This window comes from Streptomyces sp. MBT65 (assembly GCF_016612545.1).
Classification (GTDB): Bacteria; Actinomycetota; Actinomycetes; order Streptomycetales; family Streptomycetaceae; genus Streptomyces.
The window spans coordinates 1-23,344 of record NZ_JAENRY010000033.1; the positions used below are offsets into that span (position 1 = coordinate 1).

Below are 23,344 nucleotides of genomic sequence, written 5' to 3' on the forward strand. Positions count from 1 at the left end.
CCCCCGATCCCCCCACAGATCCCCGTCCTCGTCCTCGCCGGATTCCTCGGTTCCGGCAAGACGACCCTGCTCAACCACCTCCTGCACCGCAGCGGAGGCAGCCGTATCGGTGCCGTCGTCAATGACTTCGGGGCGATCGAGATCGACGCGTTGGCCGTGGCCGGGGCGCTCGGCGACTCGACCGTCTCCCTCGGCAACGGGTGCCTGTGCTGTGCCGTCGACGCCAGTGAACTCGACGTCTACCTGGAGCGGCTCGCCCGGCCCGCCGCCGGTATCGACGTCATCGTCATCGAGGCCAGCGGGCTCGCCGAACCGGAGGAACTGGTGCGCATGCTGCTCGCCAGCGAGCATCCGGGGATCGTCTACGGCGGGCTCGTCGAGGTCGTCGACGCCGCCGAGTTCGACGCCACGCGCGCGAAGCACCCCGAGATCGACCGGCATCTCTCCCTCGCCGATCTCGTCGTCGTCAACAAGCTCGACCGGGCGGTCGACGCCCCGCGCGTCCTCGGGCTCGTCCGCTCGCTCACCGACCGGGCCGCCGTCGTACCCGCCACCTACGGTCGTATCGACCCGGAGTTCCTCTTCGACTGCCGGCCGAGCGAGGAGCGTGTCGGGCAGTTGACCTTCGACGACCTGCACGACCACGACAGTGACGAGGAGGGCGAACACGCCGCGCACGCCGACCACTTGCACGCCGCCTACGACAGCCTCTCCTTCGCCTCCGACAGCGCGCCCATGGACCCGCGACGGCTGATGGCGTTCCTGGACAGCAGGCCCGAGGGGCTCTACCGCATCAAGGGGTACGTCGACTTCGGCGCGCACGATCCCGACAACCGGTACGCCGTGCACGCCGTAGGACGCTTCCTGCGCTTCTACCCCGAGGCCTGGGCCGACGAGGACACCCGGCTGACGCAGCTCGTGCTCATCGGCACCGGCCTCGATCTGCCCGCCCTCGGCAAGGAGTTGGAGGCGTGCAAGAACGACGACGCCCCACACGCCGACGAGCACGGCATGTGGGGCGTCCTGCGCTACGTACAAGAGCCGGAGCAAGAGCCGGAGTTGGGCCCGGATCCGGAGCCGGAGGTCTGAGAGGCGCGGGTTACACCGGGCCCGCCACCACCGCCACCGTCTTCGCGAGCGACACGCCCGAGCCGTCGCGGCGCGGGTCCATCTCCGGGAGTTCCGCCGGTGTGCCGTCCCGCTGTGCGGCCTTCGCCGGTACCGCGCCCGCCCAGGCCAGGGACAGACAGTCCTCGCCCCTCAGGAAGCGCTGGCAGCGGACGCCGCCGGTCGCGCGGCCCTTGCGGGGGTACTGGTCGAACGGGGTCAGCTTGGCCGTCGTCTGGACGGAGTCGTCCAGGGTGCCGCGCGAGCCCGCGATCGTGAACACCGCGGCGTCCACGGCGGGGTCGACGGCGGTGAAGGAGATGACCTTCGCGCCCTCGGTGAGTTTGATGCCCGCCATACCGCCGGCCGGGCGGCCCTGGGGGCGCACCTGGGAGGCCTGGTAGCGCAGGAGTTGGGCGTCGTCCGTGATGAAGACCAGGTCCTCCTCACCGGTGCGCAGCTCGACCGCGCCGACGATCCGGTCGCCGTCCTTGAGCGTGATGACCTCCAACTCCTCCTTGTTCGTGGGGTAGTCGGGGACCACACGCTTCACGACGCCCTGTTCGGTGCCGATCGCCAGGCCCGGGGAGGACTCGTCCAGGGTCGTCAGGCAGATGACCGTCTCGCCCTCGTCCAGGGAGACGAACTCCGAGATCGGGGCGCCACCGGAGAGGTTCGGTGCGGTGGCCGTCTCCGGGAGTTGGGGGAGGTCCACGACGTTGATCCGGAGGAGGCGGCCGGCCGAGGTGACCGCGCCCAGCTCGCCGCGCGCCGTCGCCGGGACCGCCGAGACGATCACGTCGTGCTTGACGCGCCGGGTCTCGGCGTCCTCCGGGAAGGGCTCGCTGTTCGCCGTACGGGCCAGCAGACCCGTCGAGGAGAGCAGCACCCGGCACGGGTCGTCGGCCACCTGGAGCGGCACGGTGGCGGCGGGCGCGCCCGCCGACTCCAGCAGGACCGTACGCCGGTCCGTGCCGAACTTCTTCGCCACCGCGGCCAGTTCGGTCGAGACCAGCTTGCGCAGCTCGGTGTCCGACTCCAGGATGCGGGTCAACTCCGCGATCTCCGCGGTGAGTCGCTCCATCTCCGACTCCAGCTCGATCCGGTCGAACCGGGTGAGCCGGCGCAGCGGTGTGTCCAGGATGTACTGCGTCTGGATGTCCGACAGCGAGAAGCGCTCCATCAGACTCTGCTTCGCCTGCGCGGAGTTGTCGCTGGAGCGGATGATCCGGATGACCTCGTCGATGTCGACGAGCGCGGTGAGCAGACCCTCCACCAGGTGGAGACGGTCGCGCCGCTTGGTGCGGCGGAACTCGCTGCGCCGCCGTACGACGTCGAAGCGGTGGTCGAGATAGACCTCCAGGAGTTCCTTGAGGCCCAGGGTGAGGGGCTGGCCGTCCACCAGGGCGACGTTGTTGATGCCGAAGGACTCCTCCATCGGCGTCAGTTTGTAGAGCTGCTCCAGGACCGCTTCCGGCACGAAGCCGTTCTTGATCTCGATGACCAGGCGCAGGCCGTGCGCGCGGTCGGTGAGGTCCTTGACGTCGGCGATGCCCTGGAGCTTCTTCGCGCCGACCAGGTCCTTGATCTTGGCGATCACCTTCTCCGGGCCGACGGTGAAGGGCAGTTCGGTGACGACCAGGCCCTTGCGGCGCGGTGTGACGTCGTCCACCGCCACCGTGGCGCGGATCTTGAACGTGCCGCGGCCCGTCTCGTACGCGTCCCGGATGCCGGTGAGTCCGACGATCCGGCCGCCCGTGGGCAGGTCGGGGCCGGGGACGTGGCGCATCAGGGTGTCCAGGTCCGCGTTCGGGTAGCGGATCAAGTGGCGGGCGGCCGCGATGACTTCGCCCAGGTTGTGCGGCGGCATGTTGGTGGCCATGCCGACGGCGATGCCCGACGAGCCGTTCACCAGGAGGTTCGGGAAGGCGGCGGGCAGGGCCACCGGCTCCCGCTCCTGGCCGTCGTAGTTCGGGGTGAAGTCGACCGTGTCCTCGTCGATCGACTCGGTCATCAGGTTGGCGGCCTCGGACGGCCGGCACTCCGTGTACCGCATGGCGGCCGGCGGGTCGTCGTTGCCCAGCGAGCCGAAGTTGCCGTGGCCGTCGGCCAGGGGCACACGCATGGAGAAGGGCTGCGCCATGCGCACCAGGGCGTCGTAGATCGACGCGTCGCCGTGCGGGTGCAGCTTGCCCATGACGTCGCCGACGACACGCGCGCACTTCACATAGCCGCGGTCGGGGCGCAGGCCCATCTCGTCCATCTGGTAGACGATCCGTCGGTGGACCGGCTTCAGGCCGTCCCGGGCGTCCGGCAGGGCGCGGGAGTAGATGACCGAGTACGCGTACTCAAGGTAGGAGCCCTGCATCTCGTCGACGACGTCGATGTCGAGGATCCGCTCCTCGAACGAGTCGTCGGGCGGCGGGGTCTTCGTGCTGCGGCGGGCCATCGCTGCCGGCTCCTCTTTTCTGGTCGCTCGCCTGGGGGTCGCTCCCCTTCGGCTCACTCTTGCTGAAGCGTGAACGGGGTCTTGACGTGAACCATTGTGGACCGCGGCACTGACAACGCGGACCAGGACCCGGCGTTGGCCGCTCGGCTCCGTCACCGACGGCTGCCGCGTGGGTCCACGTGTGCGACTGCCCGCAGGCTACGCGATCTCGCTCTCGGCGTACGTCCGCCGGGAACTTCGCCGACGGTCCGCACGCTTGCATACAGTGGCGGGACGAGCAGGATTTCTGCGGTTCCAGCCAGAGAATCCGCGATCGAAGGGACGTACATGCCCATGGGTCACACGGCCACCGCCGAGGCAGGGTCCGGCGGTCTGACAGCGACCGAACACCGCTTGGCCAACGGTCTGCGCGTGGTCCTCTCCGAGGACCACCTGACCCCGGTCGCGGCGGTGTGCCTCTGGTACGACGTCGGTTCCCGCCACGAGGTCAAGGGGCGTACCGGCCTGGCTCACCTCTTCGAGCACCTGATGTTCCAGGGCTCCGGACAGGTCAAGGGCAACGGCCACTTCGAACTGGTGCAGGGCGCGGGCGGTTCGCTCAACGGCACCACCAGTTTCGAGCGCACGAACTACTTCGAGACCATGCCCACCCACCAGTTGGAGCTCGCCCTCTGGCTCGAGGCCGACCGCATGGGCTCCCTGTTGGCCGCCCTGGACGAAGAGTCCATGGAGAACCAGCGGGACGTCGTCAAGAACGAACGCCGTCAGCGCTACGACAACGTGCCCTACGGGACGGCGTTCGAGAAGCTGACCGCCCTCGCCTACCCGGAGGGCCACCCGTACCACCACACGCCCATCGGCTCGATGGCGGACCTGGACGCGGCCACCCTGGAGGACGCGCGCGCGTTCTTCCGCACCTACTACGCGCCCAACAACGCGGTCCTGTCCGTGGTCGGCGACATCGACCCCGAGCAGACGCTCGCCTGGATCGAGAAGTACTTCGGGTCCATCGCGGCGCACGACGGCAAGCCGACGCCCCGTGACGGCTCACTGCCCGACACGATGGGCGGCGAACTGCGCGAGGTCGTCGTCGAGGAGGTCCCGGCCCGCGCCCTGATGTGCGCCTACCGGCTCCCGGAGGACGGCACGCGCGCGTCCGACGCGGCCGACCTCGCCCTCACCATCCTGGGCGGCGGCGAGTCCTCGCTCCTCTACAACCGCCTGGTACGACGCGACCGTACGGCCGTGGCGGCCGGCTTCGGTCTGCTGCGGCTGGCCGGAGCACCCTCCTTGGGATGGCTGGACGTCAAGACGTCCGGTGACGTCGAGGTGCCGGTCATCGAGGCGGCCATCGACGAGGAGCTCGCCCGGTTCGCCGCGGAGGGCCCCACGGCCGAGGAGATGGAGCGCGCCCAGGCCCAGTTGGAGCGCGAGTGGCTGGACCGGCTGGGCACGGTCGCGGGCCGCGCCGACGAACTGTGCCGGTACGCCGTCCTGTTCGGCGACCCGCAGCTCGCCCTGACCGCCGTGGAGCGCGTCCTCGACGTGACGGCGGAGGAGGTCCAGGAGGCCGCCAAGGCCCGCCTGCGCCCCGACAACCGCGCGGTGCTCGTGTACGAGCCGATCGCGGACGAAGACGACGATGACGCCGATGTCGAAGCAGCGGCCGCGGCCGGCGACGAGAACGAGGAGGCGGCCAAGTGACCGAGCTCGCCACGATGGAGTTCCACCCGCAGCCCCATGCCGGCGAGGCCAGGCCGTGGGCCTTCCCGGCGCCCGAGCGCGGGACGCTGGGCAACGGCCTGACCGTGCTGCGCTGCCACCGCCCCGGCCAGCAGGTCGTCGCCGTCGAGGTGCTTCTCGACGCGCCCCTGGAGGCCGAACCGGCCGGCCTGGACGGCGTCGCCACGATCACCGCGCGTGCCTTCTCCGAGGGCACCGACAAGCACTCCGCCGAGGAGTTCGCCGCCGAGCTGGAGCGCTCCGGCGCCACCCTCGACGCGCACGCCGACCACCCCGGGCTGCGCCTGAGCCTGGAGGTCCCGGCCTCGCGCCTGGCCAAGGGCCTCGGTCTGCTGTCCGACGCCCTCAGGGCGCCCGCCTTCGCGGACAGCGAGGTCGAGCGGCTGGTCCGCAACCGCCTCGACGAGATCCCGCACGAGACGGCCAACCCGTCCCGCCGCGCGGCCAAGGAGCTCTCCAAGGAGCTGTTCCCGGCGAGCTCGCGCATGTCGCGCCCGCGCCAGGGCACCGAGGAGACCGTCGAGAAGATCGACTCCGCGGCCGTACGCGCCTTCTACGACCGGCACGTCCGCCCCGCGACCGCCACCGTCGTGGTCGTCGGCGACCTCACCGGCATCGACCTGGACGTACTGCTCGCCGACACCCTGGGCTCGTGGACGGGCTCCACCGCGCAGCCGCGCCCCGTGCCGCCGGTGACCGCCGACGACACCGGGCGGGTCGTGATCGTGCACCGTCCCGGCGCCGTCCAGACGCAGCTGCTCATCGGCCGCGTCGGAGCCGACCGGCACGACCGCGTGTGGCCCGCGCAGGTGCTCGGCACGTACTGCCTCGGCGGCACCCTCACCTCCCGCCTGGACCGCGTCCTGCGCGAGGAGAAGGGCTACACCTACGGTGTGCGCGCGTTCGGCCAGGTGCTGCGTTCGGCACCCGACGGCACGGGCGCGTCGATGCTCGCCATCAGCGGCTCCGTGGACACCCCGAACACGGGTCCCGCGCTGGAGGACCTCTGGACGGTGCTCCGCAAGCTCGCCGAGGGCGGACTCACCGACGCCGAGCGGGACATCGCCGTACAGAACCTCGTCGGGGTGGCGCCGCTGAAGTACGAGACCGCCGCGGCCGTCGCGAGCACGCTGGCCGACCAGGTCGAGCAGCACCTGCCTGACGACTACCAGGCGACGCTGTACCGGCAACTCGCCGCGACCGGCACCGTGGAGGCCACCGCGGCGGTCGTGAACGCCTTCCCGGTGGACCGTCTGGTGACGATCCTCGTCGGCGACGCGGAGCAGATCAAGGAGCCCGTGGAGGCCCTCGGCATCGGCGAAGTGACCGTCGTTCCGGCGGAGTAGACGCGGTAGCGGCACACGCGCGTGGGGAGGCCCTGGTGACTGAAGCGTCACCAGGGCTCCCTATTGTCCGAATTGGGGGAGAGGTTGCCTGTCTGCCCTGTGGCATGCGCAACAAAATCCGTGATCCGTTTGGGGATTGAAAGTGGCCCCCCTTAGCGTCGGTCCGGCTGTCCGTCAGGCACCGCGCCGCACTCGTGGCACCGGACAGTCATCGCCGAGTCCCCGTACGGCGCGAGCCAGGGGAGCCGGGGACCCATGTCCCTGGGGTGAATCGGACGCCCGCGCACCGCGAGGGAATCCGTAGGAGACCTTCCTGCTCCGAACCCGTCAGCTAACCCGGTAGGCGAGAAGGAAGGAAAGGACCAGCCACTTCATGGCGTTCACCCGCGCCACCGGGAAGCACCGTCGCCCGAGCCGGACCCACCGCACCACCGTTCGTGCCGCGAGTGTCGCGGCTCTCGCCACCTCCGGCGTCGTAGGCTCCCTGGCCGCCGCCCCGGCGTTCGCCGCGGAGCCCGCCCCCGAACAGACCGGCCTCACCCCCGTCGTCGCCATGGGCGACTCCGTGGCGGAGAAGATCGACGCCCAGGCCGTCGCGCAGCGGGAGGCCGCCGCCGAGAAGCTCGCCGAGGAGACCGCCCGGGCCAAGGCCGCCGCGCAGGCCACGGCGGAGCGCGAGGCCAAGGTCCGCGCCGCCCGCGAGGCCGAGCGCAAGAGGCTCAACACCTTCGTCGCGCCCGTCTACGGCTCGTACGTCTCCACCGGCTACAAGACCGGCGGCTCCCTGTGGTCCTCCGGTGCCCACACGGGCATCGACTTCCACGCCTCGACCGGCACCTCCGTGCACGCGGTGGGCTCCGGCACCGTCGTCGAAGCCGGCTGGGGAGGCTCGTACGGCAATGAGGTCGTGATCAAGATGGCCGACGGGATGTACACCATGTACGGCCACCTGTCGTCCATCGGCGTCTCGGTCGGCCAGAGCGTCACCCCGGGCCAGCAGATCGGCCTCTCCGGGGCGACCGGCAACGTCACCGGACCGCACCTCCACTTCGAGGCCCGCACGACCGCCGAGTACGGCTCGGACGTCGACCCCGTCGCCTACCTCCGCAAGCACGGTGTGAACGTCTGACGACACGGCGCCGCACTTCCTGAAGCCCCGGCCCACCCGGCCGGGGCTTTCGGCGTTTCCGGAGCCCACCTGTCCAAAAAATATCCATGGATTCCGGTCCGCCATCGGAAATTCCCGCTCATTGCAATAGAGTCACGGAACACACGTCAATCGTCGACGTTTCACGGGGATTAAGGCGGAGGTCGGACATGCGTATTCCGGCGCACTCGGTATGCACGGCGATCCGGGACGACATCGTCGCCGGTGTCTACGAGCGCGGCGGCCGGCTCACGGAGGAACTCCTCGCGCGCCGGTACGGCGTCTCGCGCGTCCCCGTGCGGGAGGCCCTGCGCACGCTGGAGGCGGAGGGGTTCGTGGTGACCCGGCGGCACGCGGGCGCGTGCGTCGCGGAACCGACCGAGCAGGAGGCCGCCGACCTGCTGGAGATGCGGATGCTGCTGGAGCCGCTCGGCGCCTCGCGGGCCGCCCAGCGGCGCACCGAGGCCCACCTGAAGGTGCTGCGCGGCCTCGTCAGGCTGGGCCAGGAGCGCGCCAGGAGGGGCAACAGCGAGGATCTGCGCTCCCTGGGCAGCTGGTTCCACGAGACGCTCGCGCAGGCCTCCGGGAGCCCCGCGCTGACCTCGATGCTGACCCAGCTGCGGCACAAGATCGCCTGGATGTACGCGGTGGACGCACCGGCCAACCCCGTCGAGTCCTGGGCCGAGCACGGGGCCATCGTGGACGCCGTGGCGCGCGGCGACAGCGAGCGCGCGCGGGCGATCACCGCCCTGCACACCGAGCGCGCGGGCACCGCGCACCGGCTGCGCTTTCCCGGCGGGGCGGGCGCCGCTGACCGTGTGAGGACTTCGCAACCTCCCGTAAACATGTCGGGTCTGCGGCATTAACACGGGCACCGTATACAAAGAGATACTAATTCGCGGGGGATTATTTCTGCTGCCCGCAAGTGGAATTGCGAAGGGCTCGCCCGGTAATTCGGGCGAGCCCTTCGAGGTTGCGGCACATCGGTTTTGCGGCGAAATCACCGCAACCATCAATTGCGGGTTGTTCAGACGGTCTCGGGGAGTTCCTCGAGACCCTCCGCGACCAGCTTCGCCAGCCGGTCGAGGGCCGCGTCCGCGCCCTCGGCGTCCGACGCGAGGACGATCTCCTCGCCGCCCTGGGCGCCCAGGCCCAGCACCGCGAGCATGGAGGCCGCGTTGACGGGGTTGCCGTCGGCCTTGGCGATCGTCACGGGGATACCTGCGGCCGTGGTGGCCCGGACGAAGATGGAGGCGGGGCGGGCGTGAAGGCCCTCCGCCCAGCCGACGTTGACGCGGCGCTCAGCCATGTGATGCTGCCCTTCAGAGTCTCAGGGTTGTCTAGACCAGTTTCCCACACGTGAAGCGAGCCCGGACCGGTCCCGTGGACCGTCCGGAGCGAGTCGTCGGACCGCGGCCTCGGCCCGACTCCCCTTCGCTGCTTTTCACCCACAGACTGCCTCGCGCCGTTGTCGGACGCGAGCCGTACGCTGGGCCCCATGCAGCAGACCTCGTCGGACCGGCACGAGTACCCCGCCCACTGGGAAGCCGACGTGGTGCTGCGCGACGGGGGTACCGCGCGCGTCAGGCCCATCACCGTCGACGACGCCGAGCGCCTGGTCAGCTTCTACGAGCAGGTCTCCGACGAGTCGAAGTACTACCGCTTCTTCGCGCCGTATCCTCGCCTGTCCGCCAAGGACGTCCACCGCTTCACGCACCACGACTTTGTGGACCGGGTGGGACTCGCGGCCACCGTCGGCGGCGAGTTCATCGCCACCGTACGCTATGACCGCATTAGTGCCGACGGGCGTGCCGCCTCCGCCCCGGCCGACGAGGCCGAGGTCGCCTTCCTGGTGCAGGACGCGCACCAGGGGAGGGGCGTCGCCTCCGCCCTCCTGGAACACATCGCGGCCGTCGCCCGTGAGCGGGGCATCCGCCGCTTCGCCGCCGAGGTGCTGCCCGCCAACAACAAGATGATCAAGGTGTTCACGGACGCCGGCTACACCCAGAAGCGCAGCTTCGAGGACGGCGTCGTACGCCTGGAGTTCGACCTCGAACCCACGGATCGGTCCCTCGCCGTGCAGCGCGCGCGGGAGCAGCGCGCCGAAGCGCGGTCCGTACGACGGCTGTTGGGGCCCGGCTCGGTCGCCGTCGTCGGTGTGGGCCGTAGCCCCGGAGGGGTGGGTCGCAGCGTTCTCGACAACATCAGGGACGCCGGGTTCACCGGCAGCCTGTACGCCGTGAACAAGGCCTTCGCCGAGGAGCAGAAGGACCTCGACGGGGTGCCGGCGTACCGCTCGGTGCGCGACATCGAGAGCCCTGTGGACCTCGTGGTCGTCGCCGTCCCGGTCGAGCACGTCCCCGAAGTCGTCACCGAGTGCGGCGAGCACGGGGTGCAGGGGCTCGTCGTGGTCACCGCCGGATACGCCGAGAGCGGCCCCGAGGGACGCGAGCGCCAGCGCGAACTCGTGCGCCACGCGCGCACGTACGGCATGCGCATCATCGGGCCGAACGCCTTCGGGGTCATCAACACCGCAGCCGACGTACGGCTGAACGCGTCCCTCGCGCCCGAGATGCCCCGCCCCGGACGCATCGGCCTGTTCGCCCAGTCCGGCGCCATCGGCATCGCCCTCCTCTCCCGGCTGCACCGGCGCGGCGGCGGGGTCACCGGAGTCACCGGCGTCTCCACGTTCGTGTCCTCCGGCAACCGCGCGGACGTGTCCGGCAACGACGTCCTTCAGTACTGGTACGACGATCCCGACACCGACGTCGCCCTCATGTACCTGGAGTCCATCGGCAACCCCCGCAAGTTCACCCGCCTCGCCCGGCGCACCGCGGCGGCGAAGCCGCTGGTCGTGGTCCAGGGCGCCGGATCGGCCCCCCAGGGACACGAGGTACGGGCGACACGCCTGCCGCACGCGACCGTGTCCGCGCTGCTGCGCCAGGCCGGCGTGATCCGCGTCGAGACGATCACCGAACTGGTCGACACGGGACTGCTGCTCGCACGCCAGCCGTTGCCCGGCGGGGCGCGGGTGGCGATCCTCGGGAACTCCGAGTCACTGGGGCTGCTGACCTACGACGCGTGCCTCTCCGAGGGGCTGCGCCCGCTCGCTCCACTGGACCTGACCACGGCGGCGACGGCGGCGGACTTCCACCGGGCCCTGTCGGAGGCGCTGGCCGACGAGACGTGCGACGCGGTGGTCGTGACGGCGATACCGGCGGTCGGGGAGGGGCCCGCGGAGGACGCGGCGTTGGCGGAGGCCCTGCGGTCGGCCGCCGAGGAGGTCCCCGGGAAGCCGGTGCTGGTCGTGCATGTGGAACTCGGAGGACTCGCCGAGGCGTTGTCGGCCGCGATGAGCACGGCACCACAGGCCGTTTCGAAGCGGGGCGACTCCCAGCGCCCCGCGGAGCGACCGCCCACCGCGTCGCAGGCCCCCGAAGGGGCCGGTCTCATCCCCGCCTACCCCGCCGCCGAGCGCGCCGTCCGGGCCCTCGCCGAAGCCGTGAAGTACGCGCAGTGGCGGCGCGAGGCCGTCGACCCCGGCCGGGTGCCCGAGTTCGAGGACATCGACGAGAAGGGCGCCGCCGGACTGATCGGCGGCCTCCTCGCGCGCGGGCAGGGCCTCACGCTCGGCGTCGACGAGACGTGCGACCTGCTCGGCAAGTACGGCGTCGACGTCCACCGCGCGCTGCCCGCACCCACCCCCGAAGCCGCCGCCGAGGCCGCCCGCACCCTCGGCTACCCGGTCGCCCTGAAGGCCACCGCCCCGCACCTGCGACACCGGGCGGACCTGGGCGGCGTACGACTGGATCTCGCCGACGAGGACCAACTGCGGCGGGCGTACGCCGAGTTGGGCGAGTTGTTCGGGACGCCGGAGGAACTGCGGCCGGTGGTGCAGCGGATGGCGCCGCGCGGGGTCGACACCGTCGTACGGGCCGTCATCGATCCGGCGGCGGGGGCCGTGCTGTCGTTCGGGCTCGCCGGAGCCGCCTCGCAGTTGCTCGGGGACACCGCGCACCGGCTGATTCCGGTCACGGACCGGGAGGCGGCCTCGCTGATCCGGTCGATCCGGACGGCGCCGCTCCTGTTCGGCTGGCGCGGTTCGACGCCGGTCGACACGCCTGCCCTGGAGGAGCTGATGCTGCGGGTGTCGCGGCTGGTCGACGACCATCCCGAGGTCGTCGCCGTGACCCTGGAGCCGGTCGTCGTGGCCGCGCACGGCCTGAGCGTGCTCGGTGCCTCCGTCCGCCTGGCCCCGCCGCCCGTCCGCGACGACCTCGGCCCGAGGACGCTTCCCGTGTACTGACCGTGCGTCGACCGCCCACTGAGACAGGTGGGATCGGACCGTCCTGAGCGGTGCCTCGCAGTCAGTGGTCCACCGTAGGATGGGCGTATGGCCAAGACCAGTACGACGACCCAGGGGCTGCGTGCGGCGATCGAGCGCAGCGGCTACTACCCGGCCCTTGTGGCCGAGGCGGTGGAGGCCGCCGTCGGCGGCGAGCCCATGCGGTCGTTCCTGGTCCACCAGGAGACCACGTTCGACCAGAACGAGGTGCGCCGGCACGTGACGGTGCTGGTCCTCACCGGCAACCGCTTCATCGTCAGCCACACCGACGAGCAGTCCGCCGACAGCACCTCCCCGACGCCGTACGCCACGACGTCCACGGAGTCCGTGAAGCTCGGCCGGATCTCGTCCGTGGTGCTCAGCCGCGTGGTCGCCAACCCTGAGTCGTACGTGCCGGGCACGCTGCCCCGCGAGGTCGTGCTGACCATCGGCTGGGGTGCCGTCGCCCGCATCGACCTGGAGCCGGCCGCCTGCGGCGACCCCAACTGCGAGGCCGACCACGGCTACACGGGCAACTCGACTGCGGACGACCTGAGCCTGCGCGTCAGCGAGGCCGGGGACGGCCCCGAGACGGTCCAGCAGACCCTCGCCTTCGCCCAGGCGCTCTCCGAGGCGACCGCGGACGTCACGCGCTGATGTCCCAGTCCGCCACCTGGGACCACCCCGAACCCCTCGCCGTCGAGTCCGCGCCCGTCCCGGAGTACGGCTCCGGCTCCCTCGCCGATCTGCTGCCCACGCTGGCCGCGGGCATGGGCGTGCCCGGCACGACCGCGGCGATCCCGGAACTGACCGCGGCCGACCGCAACTGCGTCTTCCTGATCGACGGCCTCGGCTGGGAGCAGATCAAGGACCACGCCGACGAGGCGCCCTATCTGCACGCCCTCCTCGGCAGCTCGCGCGGCGGAACGGGACGTCCGCTCACCGCCGGCTACCCGGCGACCACCGCGACCTCGCTCGCCTCCGTCGGCACCGGCCTGCCGCCCGGCGCGCACGGCCTGCCCGGCTACACCGTGCGCAACCCGGCCACCGGCGCGCTGATGAACCAGCTGCGCTGGCAGCCGTGGACCGAGCCGAAGTCCTGGCAGCCGTACCCCACGATCTTCCAACTGGCCCAGGACGCGGGTGTGCACGCCGCCCAGGTGTCGTCCCCCACCTTCCAGAACACCCCGCTGACGAAGGTCGCGCTCAGTGGCGGAACGTTCCACGGGCGGCTGACCGGCGAGGAGCGCATGGACCTCGCGGCCGAGCAACTGGCCGCCGGGGACCGCTCCTTGGTCTACACGTACTACGCCGAGCTGGACGGCGCGGGCCACCGCTACGGCGTCGCCTCCGACACCTGGCGCGGCCAACTCATGTACGTCGACCGGCTCGTCCAGCGCCTCGCCGACCAACTGCCGCCGCGCAGCGCGCTGTACGTCACCGCCGACCACGGCATGATCGACGTGCCCTTCGACGAGGACCACCGCATCGACTTCGACGCGGACTGGGAACTGCGCGCCGGCGTCGCCCTGCTCGGCGGCGAGGGCCGCGCCCGCCATGTCTACGCGGTGCGGGGCGCGGAGAACGACGTACTGACCTGCTGGCGCGAGGTGCTCGGCGAGCAGTTCTGGGTGGCCTCGCGGGACGAGGCGATCGGGGCGGGCTGGTTCGGGCCGAAGATCGACGAGCGGGTGTACGACCGCCTCGGCGACGTGATCGCCGCCGCCCGGGACGACGTCCTGATCATCGCGTCCGAGCGGGAGCCGAAGGAGTCGGCGATGGTCGGCAACCACGGTTCGATGACCCCTGCCGAGCAGCTCGTCCCCCTGCTCGAAGTACGCTCCTGAAACCCCACCGTCCTCCTCCCCGCCGAAAGGTGCTCAACTCCCCATGCCCGAGCTGGTGTTCTTCTCCGGAACGATGGACTGCGGGAAGTCGACCCTGGCGCTCCAGATCGAGCACAACCGCTCGGCGCGCGGCCTGGCGGGGATGATCTTCACGCGGGACGACCGCGCGGGCGAGGGAAAGCTTTCCTCCCGGCTCGGCCTGGTCACCGACGCGGTGGAGGTCGAGGACGAGCAGGACCTGTACGGCTACGTCGTCGACCACCTCTCCCAGGGCGGCCGCGCGGACTACGTCATCGCCGACGAGGCACAGTTCCTGGCGCCGGTGCAGATCGACCAACTCGCGCGCGTGGTCGACGACCTGGGCCTCGACGTCTACGCCTTCGGCATCACGACCGACTTCCGCTCCAAGCTCTTCCCCGGCTCCCAGCGCCTGGTCGAACTCGCCGACCGCGTCGAGGTGCTCCAGGTCGAGGCCCTGTGCTGGTGCGGCGCCCGCGCCACCCACAACGCCCGCACGATAGGCGGCGAGATGGTCGTCGAGGGCGCCCAGGTCGTCGTGGGCGACGTCAACCAGGCGGAGGCGGTCGGCTACGAGGTCCTGTGCCGCCGCCACCACCGCCGCCGCATGACGTCTGCGACGGCGCGTGCGGCGGCGTTGTCACCGGACGTCCTGCCGATGACGTCGGCTTAGGCTCAGGGATCAGGGCACCTCCCACTCGCCGACGTCGTCAGAGAACCCGCTGTCCATGGCGAACTGGACGGTGACTATCCGGGAGGTGTTCGGCACCTCGAACGTAATGAAGCCCAGGGCCGCCTTTCCGGGGCTGATCGTGATGCTGCCGGGGAACGACGGGCCGGCCGTGGAATCGTTGAACGATTCGGAGAATCGCTGTCCGTTCTTGTCGATCACGGTTGCGCCGTTGGACGGTGAGTCGTCGTAGACGGTCGTGCCCGTGTTCTTCAGTCGGAACTGGACGGCCACCAGATGGTCTCCCGCGCTCGGCTTGAGGAAGGAGTTCTTCGGGTGCGCCGGCTCGACGACCTTGGTCACCGTCACGTCCAGAGCTTCGCCGGACTCGAGGCCGGTGAGCTGCAGGGTGTCCCCGACCTTGGTGTCAGTGGTCCCCAGCGGCGCCAGAGCCAGCGCCGGAACTGCGAGCAGGCAAGTCAACAGCGGTGCCGTACGACGAAGCATCGCTCCTCCAGGTGTGCGGAGCGGCTGATGACGCCATGATCCGCCTGCCCCGCACCGGAAGCGACCCGAGGGCTACCGTGGCCCCTCGATCACCGAGAACATCGCGCCCTCCGGGTCCGCGACCGTCGCCACGCGCCCGTGCGGGCTGTCGTGGGGTGGGGTGAGGGTGTGGCCGCCGAGGTCCGTGACGCGGGTCAGGGCCTCGTCCGTGTCGGCCACCTCGAAGTACGTCATCCAGTGCGGGCCCCGGTCGCGGGGCAGGGCCGTGCCGACGCCATGGATGCCGGCGACCGGGTGGCCGTCCAGGTGCAGGGTGACGTAGTCGAGGTCGGCGGACTCCACCGGCACCTCCTCGTAGCCGAACACCGTCTCGTAGAACTTGGCGACGCTCGCGGTCTCCGAGGTCAGCAGCTCGTTCCAGGCGGGTGTGCCGGGGACCCCGGTGATGATCGTGCCGAGGTGTGCCGAGGCCTGCCAGATGCCGAACACCGCCCCGGACGGGTCGGAGCCGATCGCCAGCCGGCCGGCCTCGGCCGCGTCCAGAGGGCCCACCCCGACCGTGCCGCCGCACATCCGTACCGTCTCGGCCGTCTGGTCCACGTCGTCCGAGGCGAGATACGGCGTCCAGGCGATGGGCAGATGCCGGTCCGGCGGCAACTGGCCGATACCGGCCACCTCCTGCCCGTCGAGCAGGGCCCGCGCGTAGGGGCCGAGCTGCTGGGGACCGGGTTGGAATTCCCAGCCGAACAGCTCCCCGTAGAACTCCTGAGTCGTGGCCATCCCGTGCACCATCAGACTCACCCAGCAGGGTGAGCCCTGCGTACGCAGAGTGTGCGTGTCGCCGTTCAGGCCGGCCGACCCCCGTGCCTCGGTCATCGTCACCTTCTCCTCGGCCCCTCGCGGTGGCCGTGTCGCTTCCGCTCTGCGGATCCGCGCGCCGCAGCCGCGTGCACGCCCCGTGCCGATGCTCGCACCCCCCGTGACGCACCGCGCCCCGGCCGCGCCGTCGACGGGCGGCTCACGTGGAGAGGATGGTCGATCTGCGGCCACTCGTCCGTTTCCGGGCGATTGCCGAGGGGTGTCCATCGGCTGTACAGCATGTGCTCGTTCCCGTACGCCTCGTGATCGAGGCTGTCCGGCCGAGCAGAGTAGTCGGACCTGGACGCGGCGGCCACCCCTTGCGCAAGGATGGTGGCCATGAACGCCATCATCTCCGCATCCGAACTGGCGAGCGAACTCGCCGGGACGAACCCGCCGGTCCTGCTCGACGTCCGCTGGCAGCTCAGCGTCCAGAAGGCCGCAGGTGAGCCGTCCTTCGACGGCCGCGCCGAGTACGCGGCCGGTCACATCCCGGGCGCCGTCTACGTAGACCTCGATCAGGAACTCGCCTCGGCTCCCGGCAGCAACGGCCGCCACCCCCTCCCCGACACCGAGCGCTTCGGCGCCGCGATGCGCCGCGCGGGCGTCTCGACCGGCCGACCGGTGGTTGTGTACGACGGCGGCCAGGGCTGGGCGGCGGCACGCGCGTGGTGGCTGTTGCGCTGGACGGGTCACCCGGACGTGCGGGTGCTCGACGGCGGCCTTCCCTCCTGGGAGGGGTCTCCGGAGACGATCGCACCCACGCCGGCCGAGGGCGACTTCACGCCGGAACCGGGCGCCGTGGCTCTCCTGGACGCGGACGGAGCCGCCGCGCTCGCCCGCGACGGGGTCCTGTTCGACGCCCGCGCGGGGGAGCGGTACCGGGGCGAGGTGGAGCCGATCGACCGGGTGGGCGGCCACATCCCGGGCGCGCTGTCCGCGCCGACCAACGAGAACGTGGGCGCGGACGGCCGCTTCCTCCCGGCGGAGGAACTCACCGCCCGCTTCAAGTCGTTGGGCGCCACGGAAGGCGCGGACGTCGGCGTGTACTGCGGCTCCGGCGTCTCGGGCGCCCACGAGGTGCTGGCGCTGGCGGTCGCGGGCATCCCGGCAGCGCTCTACGTCGGCTCCTGGTCGGAGTGGTCCTCGGACCCGGACCGACCGGTCGCCGTCGGCCCCGACCCGCAGTAGCGGCCGTATCTCCATGGTGGCCGCTCCGGCAGCAGTCGTACGGGAGGGCCCGCAACCGAACCGGTTGCGGGCCCTCCCGTACGAGCAACTGTCCTGCTAGTCCTGCTTCTTCCTTCGCGTCCCGAACACGATCTCGTCCCAGCTCGGAACGGCCGCTCTACGGCCCGGACGGACGCCGTCCGCCTCGGCCTGGCGGTCGGTCGAGCCGATGAGCCGGTCGCGGTGGGCGCCGACGGAACGGGGCATGAGGACGTCCGCGTAGGCCGAACCGGCCGAGGCGGCGGGTGCCGGGGGCTCCTCCGCCTCCGGTTCGACGGCGGGCTCCTCCGGGGGCTCCGAGGGGCGCTCGGGGACCACCATGTCGCCGCGGAAGCTCGGCACCGCCTCCAGGAGGCTGGTCAGCGAGTCGCGCTCGCTCTCCTCGACCGGCTCGGGCGACGGCAGCGCGGGCCGCTCCGGGCGCTCCAGGGCACGGTCCAGCGGGCGGTCGCGGGGCAGCCGGGCGATCCGCGGCACGAACGGGAAGCTGGGCTCCGGGGCGGCGGAGAGGTCGTCCGACTCGCCGATCAGCGAGCGCGCCTCGTCGTCGACGGCCTGGACGAGCCGCCGGGGCGGGTCGTACGTCCAGCTCGCCGAGTGCGGTTCGCCCGCGACCCGGTAGACCAGCAGGACCTCCCAGGTGCCGTCGTCGCGGCGCCAGGAGTCCCACTGGACGGTGTCCTTCTCGGCACCGCGCAGCGTCAGGCGCTCCTGGACGGCCTCGCCGAGCTGGGGTCCCGCGTTCTCGCCGGGGCGGCGGACGGGAGTCTTCCGGGCCCGCTCGGCCATGAAGGCGCGCTCCGCGAGGACGGGGCCCTCGAAGCGGCGCACCCGGTCGACGGGGATACCGGCGAGCTGAGCGACCTCTTCGGCAGAGGCGCCGGCACGTATGCGTGCCTGAATGTCTCGGGGGCGGAGATGGCTCTCCACCTCGATCTCGATCTGGCCGAGGCGGGGACGGTCGCCGCGGACCGCGGCGCGCAGACGCTCATCAATCGGAAGCGTGTACTCCGTGCTGTCCGCAGCCTTCAGCACCAGCCGTGTGCCGTCGTTAGAGACGGCCACGACACGCAGTTCGGGCATGGGGACCTCCCGGGTGGTGCCTGCCGACGTCACGTGCGTCGCTGCTTCCGCTAGTCGAGTGTGGCCTGCCCGGGTGCAGCCTGCCACAACCTTGCCGAGTTGCCCGGCGTGTCGGGCACGGGCCCGGACTCGCCGTTATGGCACGGTTACCTATTCGCAACGCTAAGTGACCAACTGCGTCACCCTGTGCAACTGGCCCCTTCGGGGCGGTCCAATAAGGCCGCGGACGCCCTGGCGGGAGGCCTGACCCAGGGCTCGCAACAGTACTCCATTTGGACCACGTGCGTGGATTGGCACGCCGCCCAACTTCTTGTGGGGGGCGGGACTTGGCGGCCTGGAGCGGGGTTCGGTCGATCTTGAAAGTGGCGTACTTCACGCAATAGCCGGAAACGGAACTATCGGTTTCGGCCGTACGTCCCTTTGTCGTACAGATAGTTGATCAGGTGCGAGAAAGCGAGGCTAGGTCCCGGAATGCGTGCAAGGCCCGATGTCAGCAAGAAGCGGATCGATCTGAGCGTCCCTCAAGTCGCCGGCAGCGCGGTGGCGGCGGTGGTGGCCGCCAAACTCGCCTCCTACTTCGGGGTCTACGGCACGATCCTCGGCGCCGGCGTCGTGAGCGCGATAGCCACCTCCGGAGGCTCCGTCTTCCAGCACTTCTTCAGCCGGACCGGCGCACAGCTCCGGGAGGCCACCGTCACGTCCAAGGAGCCGGAGCAGGCGCCCGCGCGCCCGGGGGAGTTCACCGAGGGCACCGTCTACCGCGCGCGGGTGGGCAGTTGGAAGCGCCCGGTGCTCGCCGCGGCCCTCGTCTTCGGGGTCACCATGACCGGGATCACCGTGTACGAGCTGGTGTCCGGCGACAGCTTCAGCGGCGGCAGGGGGACCACGGTCAGCGCCGCCGTCACCGGACACGACGCGACCTCGTCCTCGAGGTCCGGTGACGACGGCCCGAGTCCGGCCGCTTCCCCGTCCGGCTCCCCGAACGGCTCGTCGGCCGACCCGGAGACGTCATCCGGTTCGACCGACGATGGTGCACCGTCCAACGGCGGTGGTACGACGTCGAGTCCGACCCCGACGCCCAGCGCTTCGGACGGCGACGGTACGCCGACCCCCACGCCGAGCGCGTCGGCTACTGACCCAGCACCCTCCGCAAGTAGTCGTTCTGGAACCGGCGATCAGGATCCAGCCGATCCCGCAGCGCCGTGAACTCGCCGAAGCGCGGGTAGACACCGGCGAAGTAGTCGGCGTCCCGGGTGTGCACCTTGCCCCAGTGCGGCCGGCCCTCGTGCGCGGTGAGGATGCGCTCGGCGGCGGTGAAGTACGCCTGGTAGGGCGTGCCCTTGAACATGTGGACGGCGATGTACGCGCTGTCGCGCCCGGAGGCCGTGGAGAGCGTGATGTCGTCGGCGGGGGCGGTGCGCACCTCTACGGGGAAGCTGATCCTCAGGTCCGAGCGGTCGACCATGGTCCTCAGCTCGCGCAGGGTCTCGACGACGGCCTCGCGCGGTACGGCGTACTCCATCTCCACGAAACGCACCCGCCGGGGAGAGGTGAAGACCTTGTACGGGATGTCGGTGTAGGTCCGCGCGGACAGTGCCTTGCTGGAGACCTGCGCGATCGTGGGCACCGTCCCCGGCACCGCGCGGCCGACCCACTGGGCCACCTGGAACACGCCGTTGGAGAGGAACTCGTCCTCGAACCAGCCGGCGACCGGCCTCACGGGTTGCTCCGGGCCGGCGCTGCGGTTGTTGCGCTTGGTGTTGGTGCTGCCGGTGTGCGGGAACCAGTAGAACTCGAAGTGCTCGTTCTCCGCCCAGAGTTCGTCGAAGCGTCCGGTGACCTCGTCGAAGGTCATCGGCTCCTCGCGGGCCGTGAGCAGGAAGACCGGTTCCACGGCGAACGTGATCGCCGTGACGACGCCCAGGGCGCCGAGGCCTATCCGGGCGGCCGCGAACACATCCGGGTTCTCCTTCTCGGAGCAGGTGAGCACCGAGCCGTCCGCCGTGACCAGCTCAAGTGCCCTGATCTGGGCGGCTATCGACGCCGACTCACGGCCGGTGCCGTGCGTTCCGGTGCTGATCGCGCCCGAGACCGTCTGCTCCATGATGTCGCCCATGTTCGTGAGCGACAGACCCTCGCGCGCGAGAGCCATGTTGAGTCTCTTGAGCGGGGTGCCCGCCTCGACCGTGACCGTCAAGGCATCGCGATCAATGTTGCGGATGCCGGTCAACAGTTGAGGACGGATCAACACACCGTCCGTGGCCGCGATGGACGTGAAGGAGTGCCCGGAGCCGACGGCCTTCACCGTCAGGCCGTCCTCACCGGCCCTCCGTACGGCCGCGGCCAGTTCCTCGACGGAGGCGGGCGTGACCTCCCGCGCGGGACGGGACGCGACCGTGCCGCCCCAGTTACGCCACGTGCCGTTCTTCGCGCTCGCTGTGGTGCTCAACGGTGCCTCCACGACCCGGCGCCGGTCTGCTGAGCCGGCGGTACCCGAGGAAACCCACCGCGACCGCGACGGCACCGGCGACGACCGGCACCCCGTACCCGGCACGCGCGTCGGCTGCGTCGATCACCCAGCCGGCGACGGAGGAGCCGAGCGCGACCCCGACCGCCAGGCCGGTGCTCACCCAGGTCATGCCCTCGGTGAGCTTCGCGCGAGGTACGTGCTCTTCTATGAGGGACATCGTCGTGATCATCGTGGGTGCGATGGACAGGCCCGCAAGGAACAGCGCCACGGCCAGAAGCGTCAAGTTTCCGACCAGTAGGAGGGGGATCATACTCACGGCCATCGCGCATATGCCCAGCAGCCACCGACGTTCGGGGGCTCCCCGGAAGCGCAGCAGCCCGAAGACGACGCCCGCCGCGCAGGAGCCCGCCGCGTACAGGGCGAGCACCACGCTGGCACCGCCCTTGTGGCCCTGCTCGTCGGCGAACGCGACGGTGACGACATCGACCGCCCCGAAGATCGCCCCGGTCGCCACGAAGGTGGCCACCAGCACCTGGAGACCGGCCGCCCGCAGCGCCGAACCGCCGCCCTCGACGCCCCGCACGCGCGGGTGCGGCGCGGGCTCGGTGGCACGCTGGGCGGTCAGCCAGAAGACACCGACCGCCAGGAAGCAGGCGGCCAGCAGAGGACCGGCCTCCGGGAACCACGCCGTGGACAGTCCGATGGAGATGATCGGCCCGAAGATGAAGCACACCTCGTCGACCACGGACTCCAGGGAGTACGCGGTGTGCAGTTGCGGGGTGCCCCGGTACACGGCCGCCCAGCGCGCGCGGACCATCGCCCCCAGGCTCGGCACCGATCCGATGCCGGCGGCGCACGCGAAAAGCACCCAGTCCGGCCACTCGAAGCGGGCGGCCAGCAGCAGCCCGGCCGCCGCGGCCAGCGCGACGAACGTCGCCGGACGCAGCACCCGCCGCTGCCCGTACTGGTCCACCCAGCGCGAGATCCGCGGCCCGATCGCGGCGGCGGCCAGCGCGATGGTGGCCGACAGGGCGCCCGCGAGCCCGTAGCGCCCGTTGATCTGGGAGATCATCGTGACCACGCCGATGCCCATCATCGACAGCGGCATACGGCCGAGGAACCCCGCGGCGGAGAAGCCCTTGGAGCCGGGTGCGGCGAACAGGGCGCGATAGGGGCTGGGCACGGGGGTCTCCGGTCGGAAAGGCGCGGTGGCGGCTCGGCGGTGCTGCGGGTGGCGATGCGGTGGCGGCTCAGTAAGGTGCGAATGCGGCTGATACAGCTTACGAGCAGGTCGACCCCGATGCACCCGCCAGGAGGGGCGCCGGGATCCCGCGCCCGGAAGGGTGCTGGAATCCCGGCCGACACCCCGCCGTTTCCCGCCTGTCAGTGGCGGGTGGCAGGATCGAACACATGCCAGACGTGCTCGATGCCACCCCCTACGACGCCCTGCTCCTGCTCTCGTTCGGCGGCCCCGAAGGCCCGGACGACGTGGTTCCGTTCCTGGAGAACGTGACGCGTGGGCGAGGCATCCCCAAGGAACGCCTCAAGGAAGTGGGGCAGCACTACTTCCTGTTCGGCGGGGTCAGCCCGATCAACGACCAGAACCGCGCCCTCCTGGACGCCCTCCGCAAGGACTTCGCGGACCACGGCCTGGACCTGCCGGTCTACTGGGGCAACCGCAACTGGGCCCCGTACCTCACGGACACCCTGCGCGAGATGGTCGCCGACGGCCGCCGCCGCATCCTGGTCCTCGCCACCAGCGCCTACGCCTCGTACTCGGGCTGCCGCCAGTACCGGGAGAACCTCGCCGACTCCCTGGCCGCCCTCCAGGCCGAAGGCCTCGACCTCCCCGAGGTCGACAAGCTGCGCCACTACTTCAACCACCCCGGCTTCCTGGAGCCGATGCTCGACGGGGTCGTCGCCTCCCTCGCCGACCTCCCCGAGGACGTCCGGGACGGCGCGCACCTCGCCTTCTCGACCCACTCCATCCCGACCGCCGCCGCGGACGGCTCCGGCCCGGCCGAGGACCACGGAGACGGCGGGGCGTACGTCGAGGAGCACCTGGACGTGGCCCGGCTGATCGCCGACGCCGTCCGCGAGCGCACCGGAATCGACCACCCCTGGCAGCTCGTCTACCAGTCCCGCTCCGGCGCCCCGCACATCCCGTGGCTGGAGCCCGACATCTGCGACCACCTGGAGGAGCGCCACGCGGCCGGCGTCCCCGCGGTCGTCATGGCACCCATCGGCTTCGTCTCCGACCACATGGAGGTCCTCTACGACCTCGATACGGAGGCCAAGGCAAAGGCCGAGGAACTGGGCCTGCCCGTACGCCGGTCGGCCACCGTGGGCGCCGATCCGCGCTTCGCCGCCGCGGTCCGCGAGCTGGTCCTGGAGCGCGCCGCCGTCGAGAGCGGACGGCAGGTCTCGCCCTGCGCCCTGGGCGCCCTCGGAGCGAGCCACAACCTCTGCCCGGTGGGCTGCTGCCCGGCCCGCGCCCCGCGTCCCGCCGCCGCGGGCGCCGACAGCCCCTACGCCTGAGGAGTGC

19 protein-coding genes and 1 riboswitch are annotated in these 23,344 nt (G+C 71.1%); of the genes, 12 read left to right on the plus strand and 7 right to left on the minus strand.

The features are described from left to right. The first annotated feature begins 6 nt into the window (after window positions 1–6). Window positions 7–1,089: a GTP-binding protein gene (locus tag JHN63_RS10100; RefSeq protein WP_200679006.1), complete on the plus strand. Its 1,083-nt coding sequence runs from the start codon at window positions 7–9 to the stop codon at window positions 1,087–1,089. Between the two features lie 10 nt (window positions 1,090–1,099). Here JHN63_RS10100 and JHN63_RS10105 read toward each other — a convergent pair whose 3' ends face one another. Beyond that, window positions 1,100–3,556 carry a DNA topoisomerase (ATP-hydrolyzing) subunit A gene (locus JHN63_RS10105; protein ID WP_200678956.1) on the minus strand — a complete coding sequence of 819 codons (2,457 nt, stop codon included), beginning with the start codon at window positions 3,554–3,556 and terminating at the stop codon, window positions 1,100–1,102. Window positions 3,557–3,889: 333 nt separating this feature from the next. Here JHN63_RS10105 and JHN63_RS10110 point away from each other — a divergent pair, with 333 nt between their 5' ends. From JHN63_RS10110 to JHN63_RS10125, 4 genes are all read left to right on the plus strand, one after another. Further along, window positions 3,890–5,260: a pitrilysin family protein gene (locus JHN63_RS10110; protein ID WP_200679007.1), complete on the plus strand. Its 1,371-nt coding sequence runs from the start codon at window positions 3,890–3,892 to the stop codon at window positions 5,258–5,260. Beyond that, window positions 5,257–6,645 carry a pitrilysin family protein gene (locus JHN63_RS10115; protein ID WP_200678957.1) on the plus strand — a complete coding sequence of 463 codons (1,389 nt, stop codon included), beginning with the start codon at window positions 5,257–5,259 and terminating at the stop codon, window positions 6,643–6,645. Before JHN63_RS10110 ends, JHN63_RS10115 begins: the two co-directional genes overlap by 4 nt. A 202-nt stretch (window positions 6,646–6,847) precedes the next feature. Beyond that, window positions 6,848–7,006, plus strand: a riboswitch (cyclic di-AMP (ydaO/yuaA leader). Window positions 7,007–7,018: 12 nt separating this feature from the next. Continuing rightward, window positions 7,019–7,774 (plus strand): M23 family metallopeptidase, encoded by a 756-nt coding sequence (locus JHN63_RS10120; RefSeq protein WP_200678958.1) that lies wholly within the window; start codon window positions 7,019–7,021, stop codon window positions 7,772–7,774. A gap of 188 nt (window positions 7,775–7,962) precedes the next feature. Continuing rightward, window positions 7,963–8,658, plus strand: a complete 696-nt coding sequence (locus JHN63_RS10125; RefSeq protein WP_200678960.1) for a GntR family transcriptional regulator — start codon at window positions 7,963–7,965, stop codon at window positions 8,656–8,658. A 161-nt stretch (window positions 8,659–8,819) separates the two neighbouring features. Here the strand turns inward: JHN63_RS10125 and JHN63_RS10130 are convergent, their stop codons facing one another. After that, window positions 8,820–9,101 (minus strand): HPr family phosphocarrier protein, encoded by a 282-nt coding sequence (locus JHN63_RS10130; RefSeq protein WP_019072943.1) that lies wholly within the window; start codon window positions 9,099–9,101, stop codon window positions 8,820–8,822. A 189-nt stretch (window positions 9,102–9,290) separates the two neighbouring features. Here JHN63_RS10130 and JHN63_RS10135 point away from each other — a divergent pair, with 189 nt between their 5' ends. The 4 genes from JHN63_RS10135 (at window position 9,291) to JHN63_RS10150 (ending at window position 14,654) form a co-directional block, all read left to right on the plus strand. Further along, window positions 9,291–12,098, plus strand: a complete 2,808-nt coding sequence (locus tag JHN63_RS10135) for a bifunctional GNAT family N-acetyltransferase/acetate--CoA ligase family protein (RefSeq protein ID WP_200678961.1) — start codon at window positions 9,291–9,293, stop codon at window positions 12,096–12,098. A gap of 87 nt (window positions 12,099–12,185) precedes the next feature. After that, window positions 12,186–12,773 carry a DUF5998 family protein gene (locus tag JHN63_RS10140; RefSeq protein ID WP_200678962.1) on the plus strand — a complete coding sequence of 196 codons (588 nt, stop codon included), beginning with the start codon at window positions 12,186–12,188 and terminating at the stop codon, window positions 12,771–12,773. Further along, window positions 12,773–13,963, plus strand: a complete 1,191-nt coding sequence (locus JHN63_RS10145) for an alkaline phosphatase family protein (protein WP_200678963.1) — start codon at window positions 12,773–12,775, stop codon at window positions 13,961–13,963. The genes JHN63_RS10140 and JHN63_RS10145 overlap by 1 nt, the downstream gene beginning before the upstream one ends. Window positions 13,964–14,006: 43 nt before the next feature. Continuing rightward, complete coding sequence (locus JHN63_RS10150) at window positions 14,007–14,654, plus strand: thymidine kinase (protein ID WP_200678964.1); 648 nt, start codon at window positions 14,007–14,009, stop codon at window positions 14,652–14,654. A 9-nt stretch (window positions 14,655–14,663) separates the two neighbouring features. Here the strand turns inward: JHN63_RS10150 and JHN63_RS10155 are convergent, their stop codons facing one another. Together JHN63_RS10155 and JHN63_RS10160 are read right to left on the minus strand one after the other, a co-directional pair. Beyond that, window positions 14,664–15,158: a DUF4352 domain-containing protein gene (locus tag JHN63_RS10155; protein ID WP_200678965.1), complete on the minus strand. Its 495-nt coding sequence runs from the start codon at window positions 15,156–15,158 to the stop codon at window positions 14,664–14,666. Window positions 15,159–15,230: 72 nt separating this feature from the next. Next, the gene (locus tag JHN63_RS10160) at window positions 15,231–16,034 is read right to left on the minus strand and encodes a VOC family protein (protein ID WP_200678966.1); all 804 of its coding nucleotides are present in this window, start codon (window positions 16,032–16,034) and stop codon (window positions 15,231–15,233) included. Window positions 16,035–16,355: 321 nt separating this feature from the next. Here JHN63_RS10160 and JHN63_RS10165 point away from each other — a divergent pair, with 321 nt between their 5' ends. Continuing rightward, window positions 16,356–17,207 (plus strand): sulfurtransferase, encoded by an 852-nt coding sequence (locus JHN63_RS10165; RefSeq protein ID WP_200678967.1) that lies wholly within the window; start codon window positions 16,356–16,358, stop codon window positions 17,205–17,207. A gap of 96 nt (window positions 17,208–17,303) precedes the next feature. Here the strand turns inward: JHN63_RS10165 and sepH are convergent, their stop codons facing one another. Further along, window positions 17,304–18,329: a septation protein SepH gene (gene sepH, locus JHN63_RS10170; RefSeq protein ID WP_200678969.1), complete on the minus strand. Its 1,026-nt coding sequence runs from the start codon at window positions 18,327–18,329 to the stop codon at window positions 17,304–17,306. A gap of 471 nt (window positions 18,330–18,800) precedes the next feature. On the opposite strand from sepH, the gene JHN63_RS10175 reads away from it, so the two are divergent. Beyond that, a complete protein-coding gene (locus tag JHN63_RS10175; RefSeq protein WP_200678971.1) occupies window positions 18,801–19,535 on the plus strand; it encodes a hypothetical protein in 735 nt (244 codons plus the stop codon). Here JHN63_RS10175 and JHN63_RS10180 read toward each other — a convergent pair. Further along, window positions 19,459–20,778: a D-arabinono-1,4-lactone oxidase gene (locus tag JHN63_RS10180; RefSeq protein ID WP_200678972.1), complete on the minus strand. Its 1,320-nt coding sequence runs from the start codon at window positions 20,776–20,778 to the stop codon at window positions 19,459–19,461. The two genes, JHN63_RS10175 and JHN63_RS10180, sit on opposite strands and share 77 nt — an antisense overlap. Then, window positions 20,738–21,982: an MFS transporter gene (locus JHN63_RS10185; protein WP_200678973.1), complete on the minus strand. Its 1,245-nt coding sequence runs from the start codon at window positions 21,980–21,982 to the stop codon at window positions 20,738–20,740. Before JHN63_RS10185 ends, JHN63_RS10180 begins: the two co-directional genes overlap by 41 nt. Window positions 21,983–22,209: 227 nt before the next feature. Here JHN63_RS10185 and JHN63_RS10190 point away from each other — a divergent pair, with 227 nt between their 5' ends. Next, entirely contained in the window at window positions 22,210–23,337 is a 1,128-nt protein-coding gene (locus tag JHN63_RS10190; protein ID WP_200678974.1) for a ferrochelatase, read from the plus strand. Window positions 23,338–23,344: the final 7 nt, after the last annotated feature.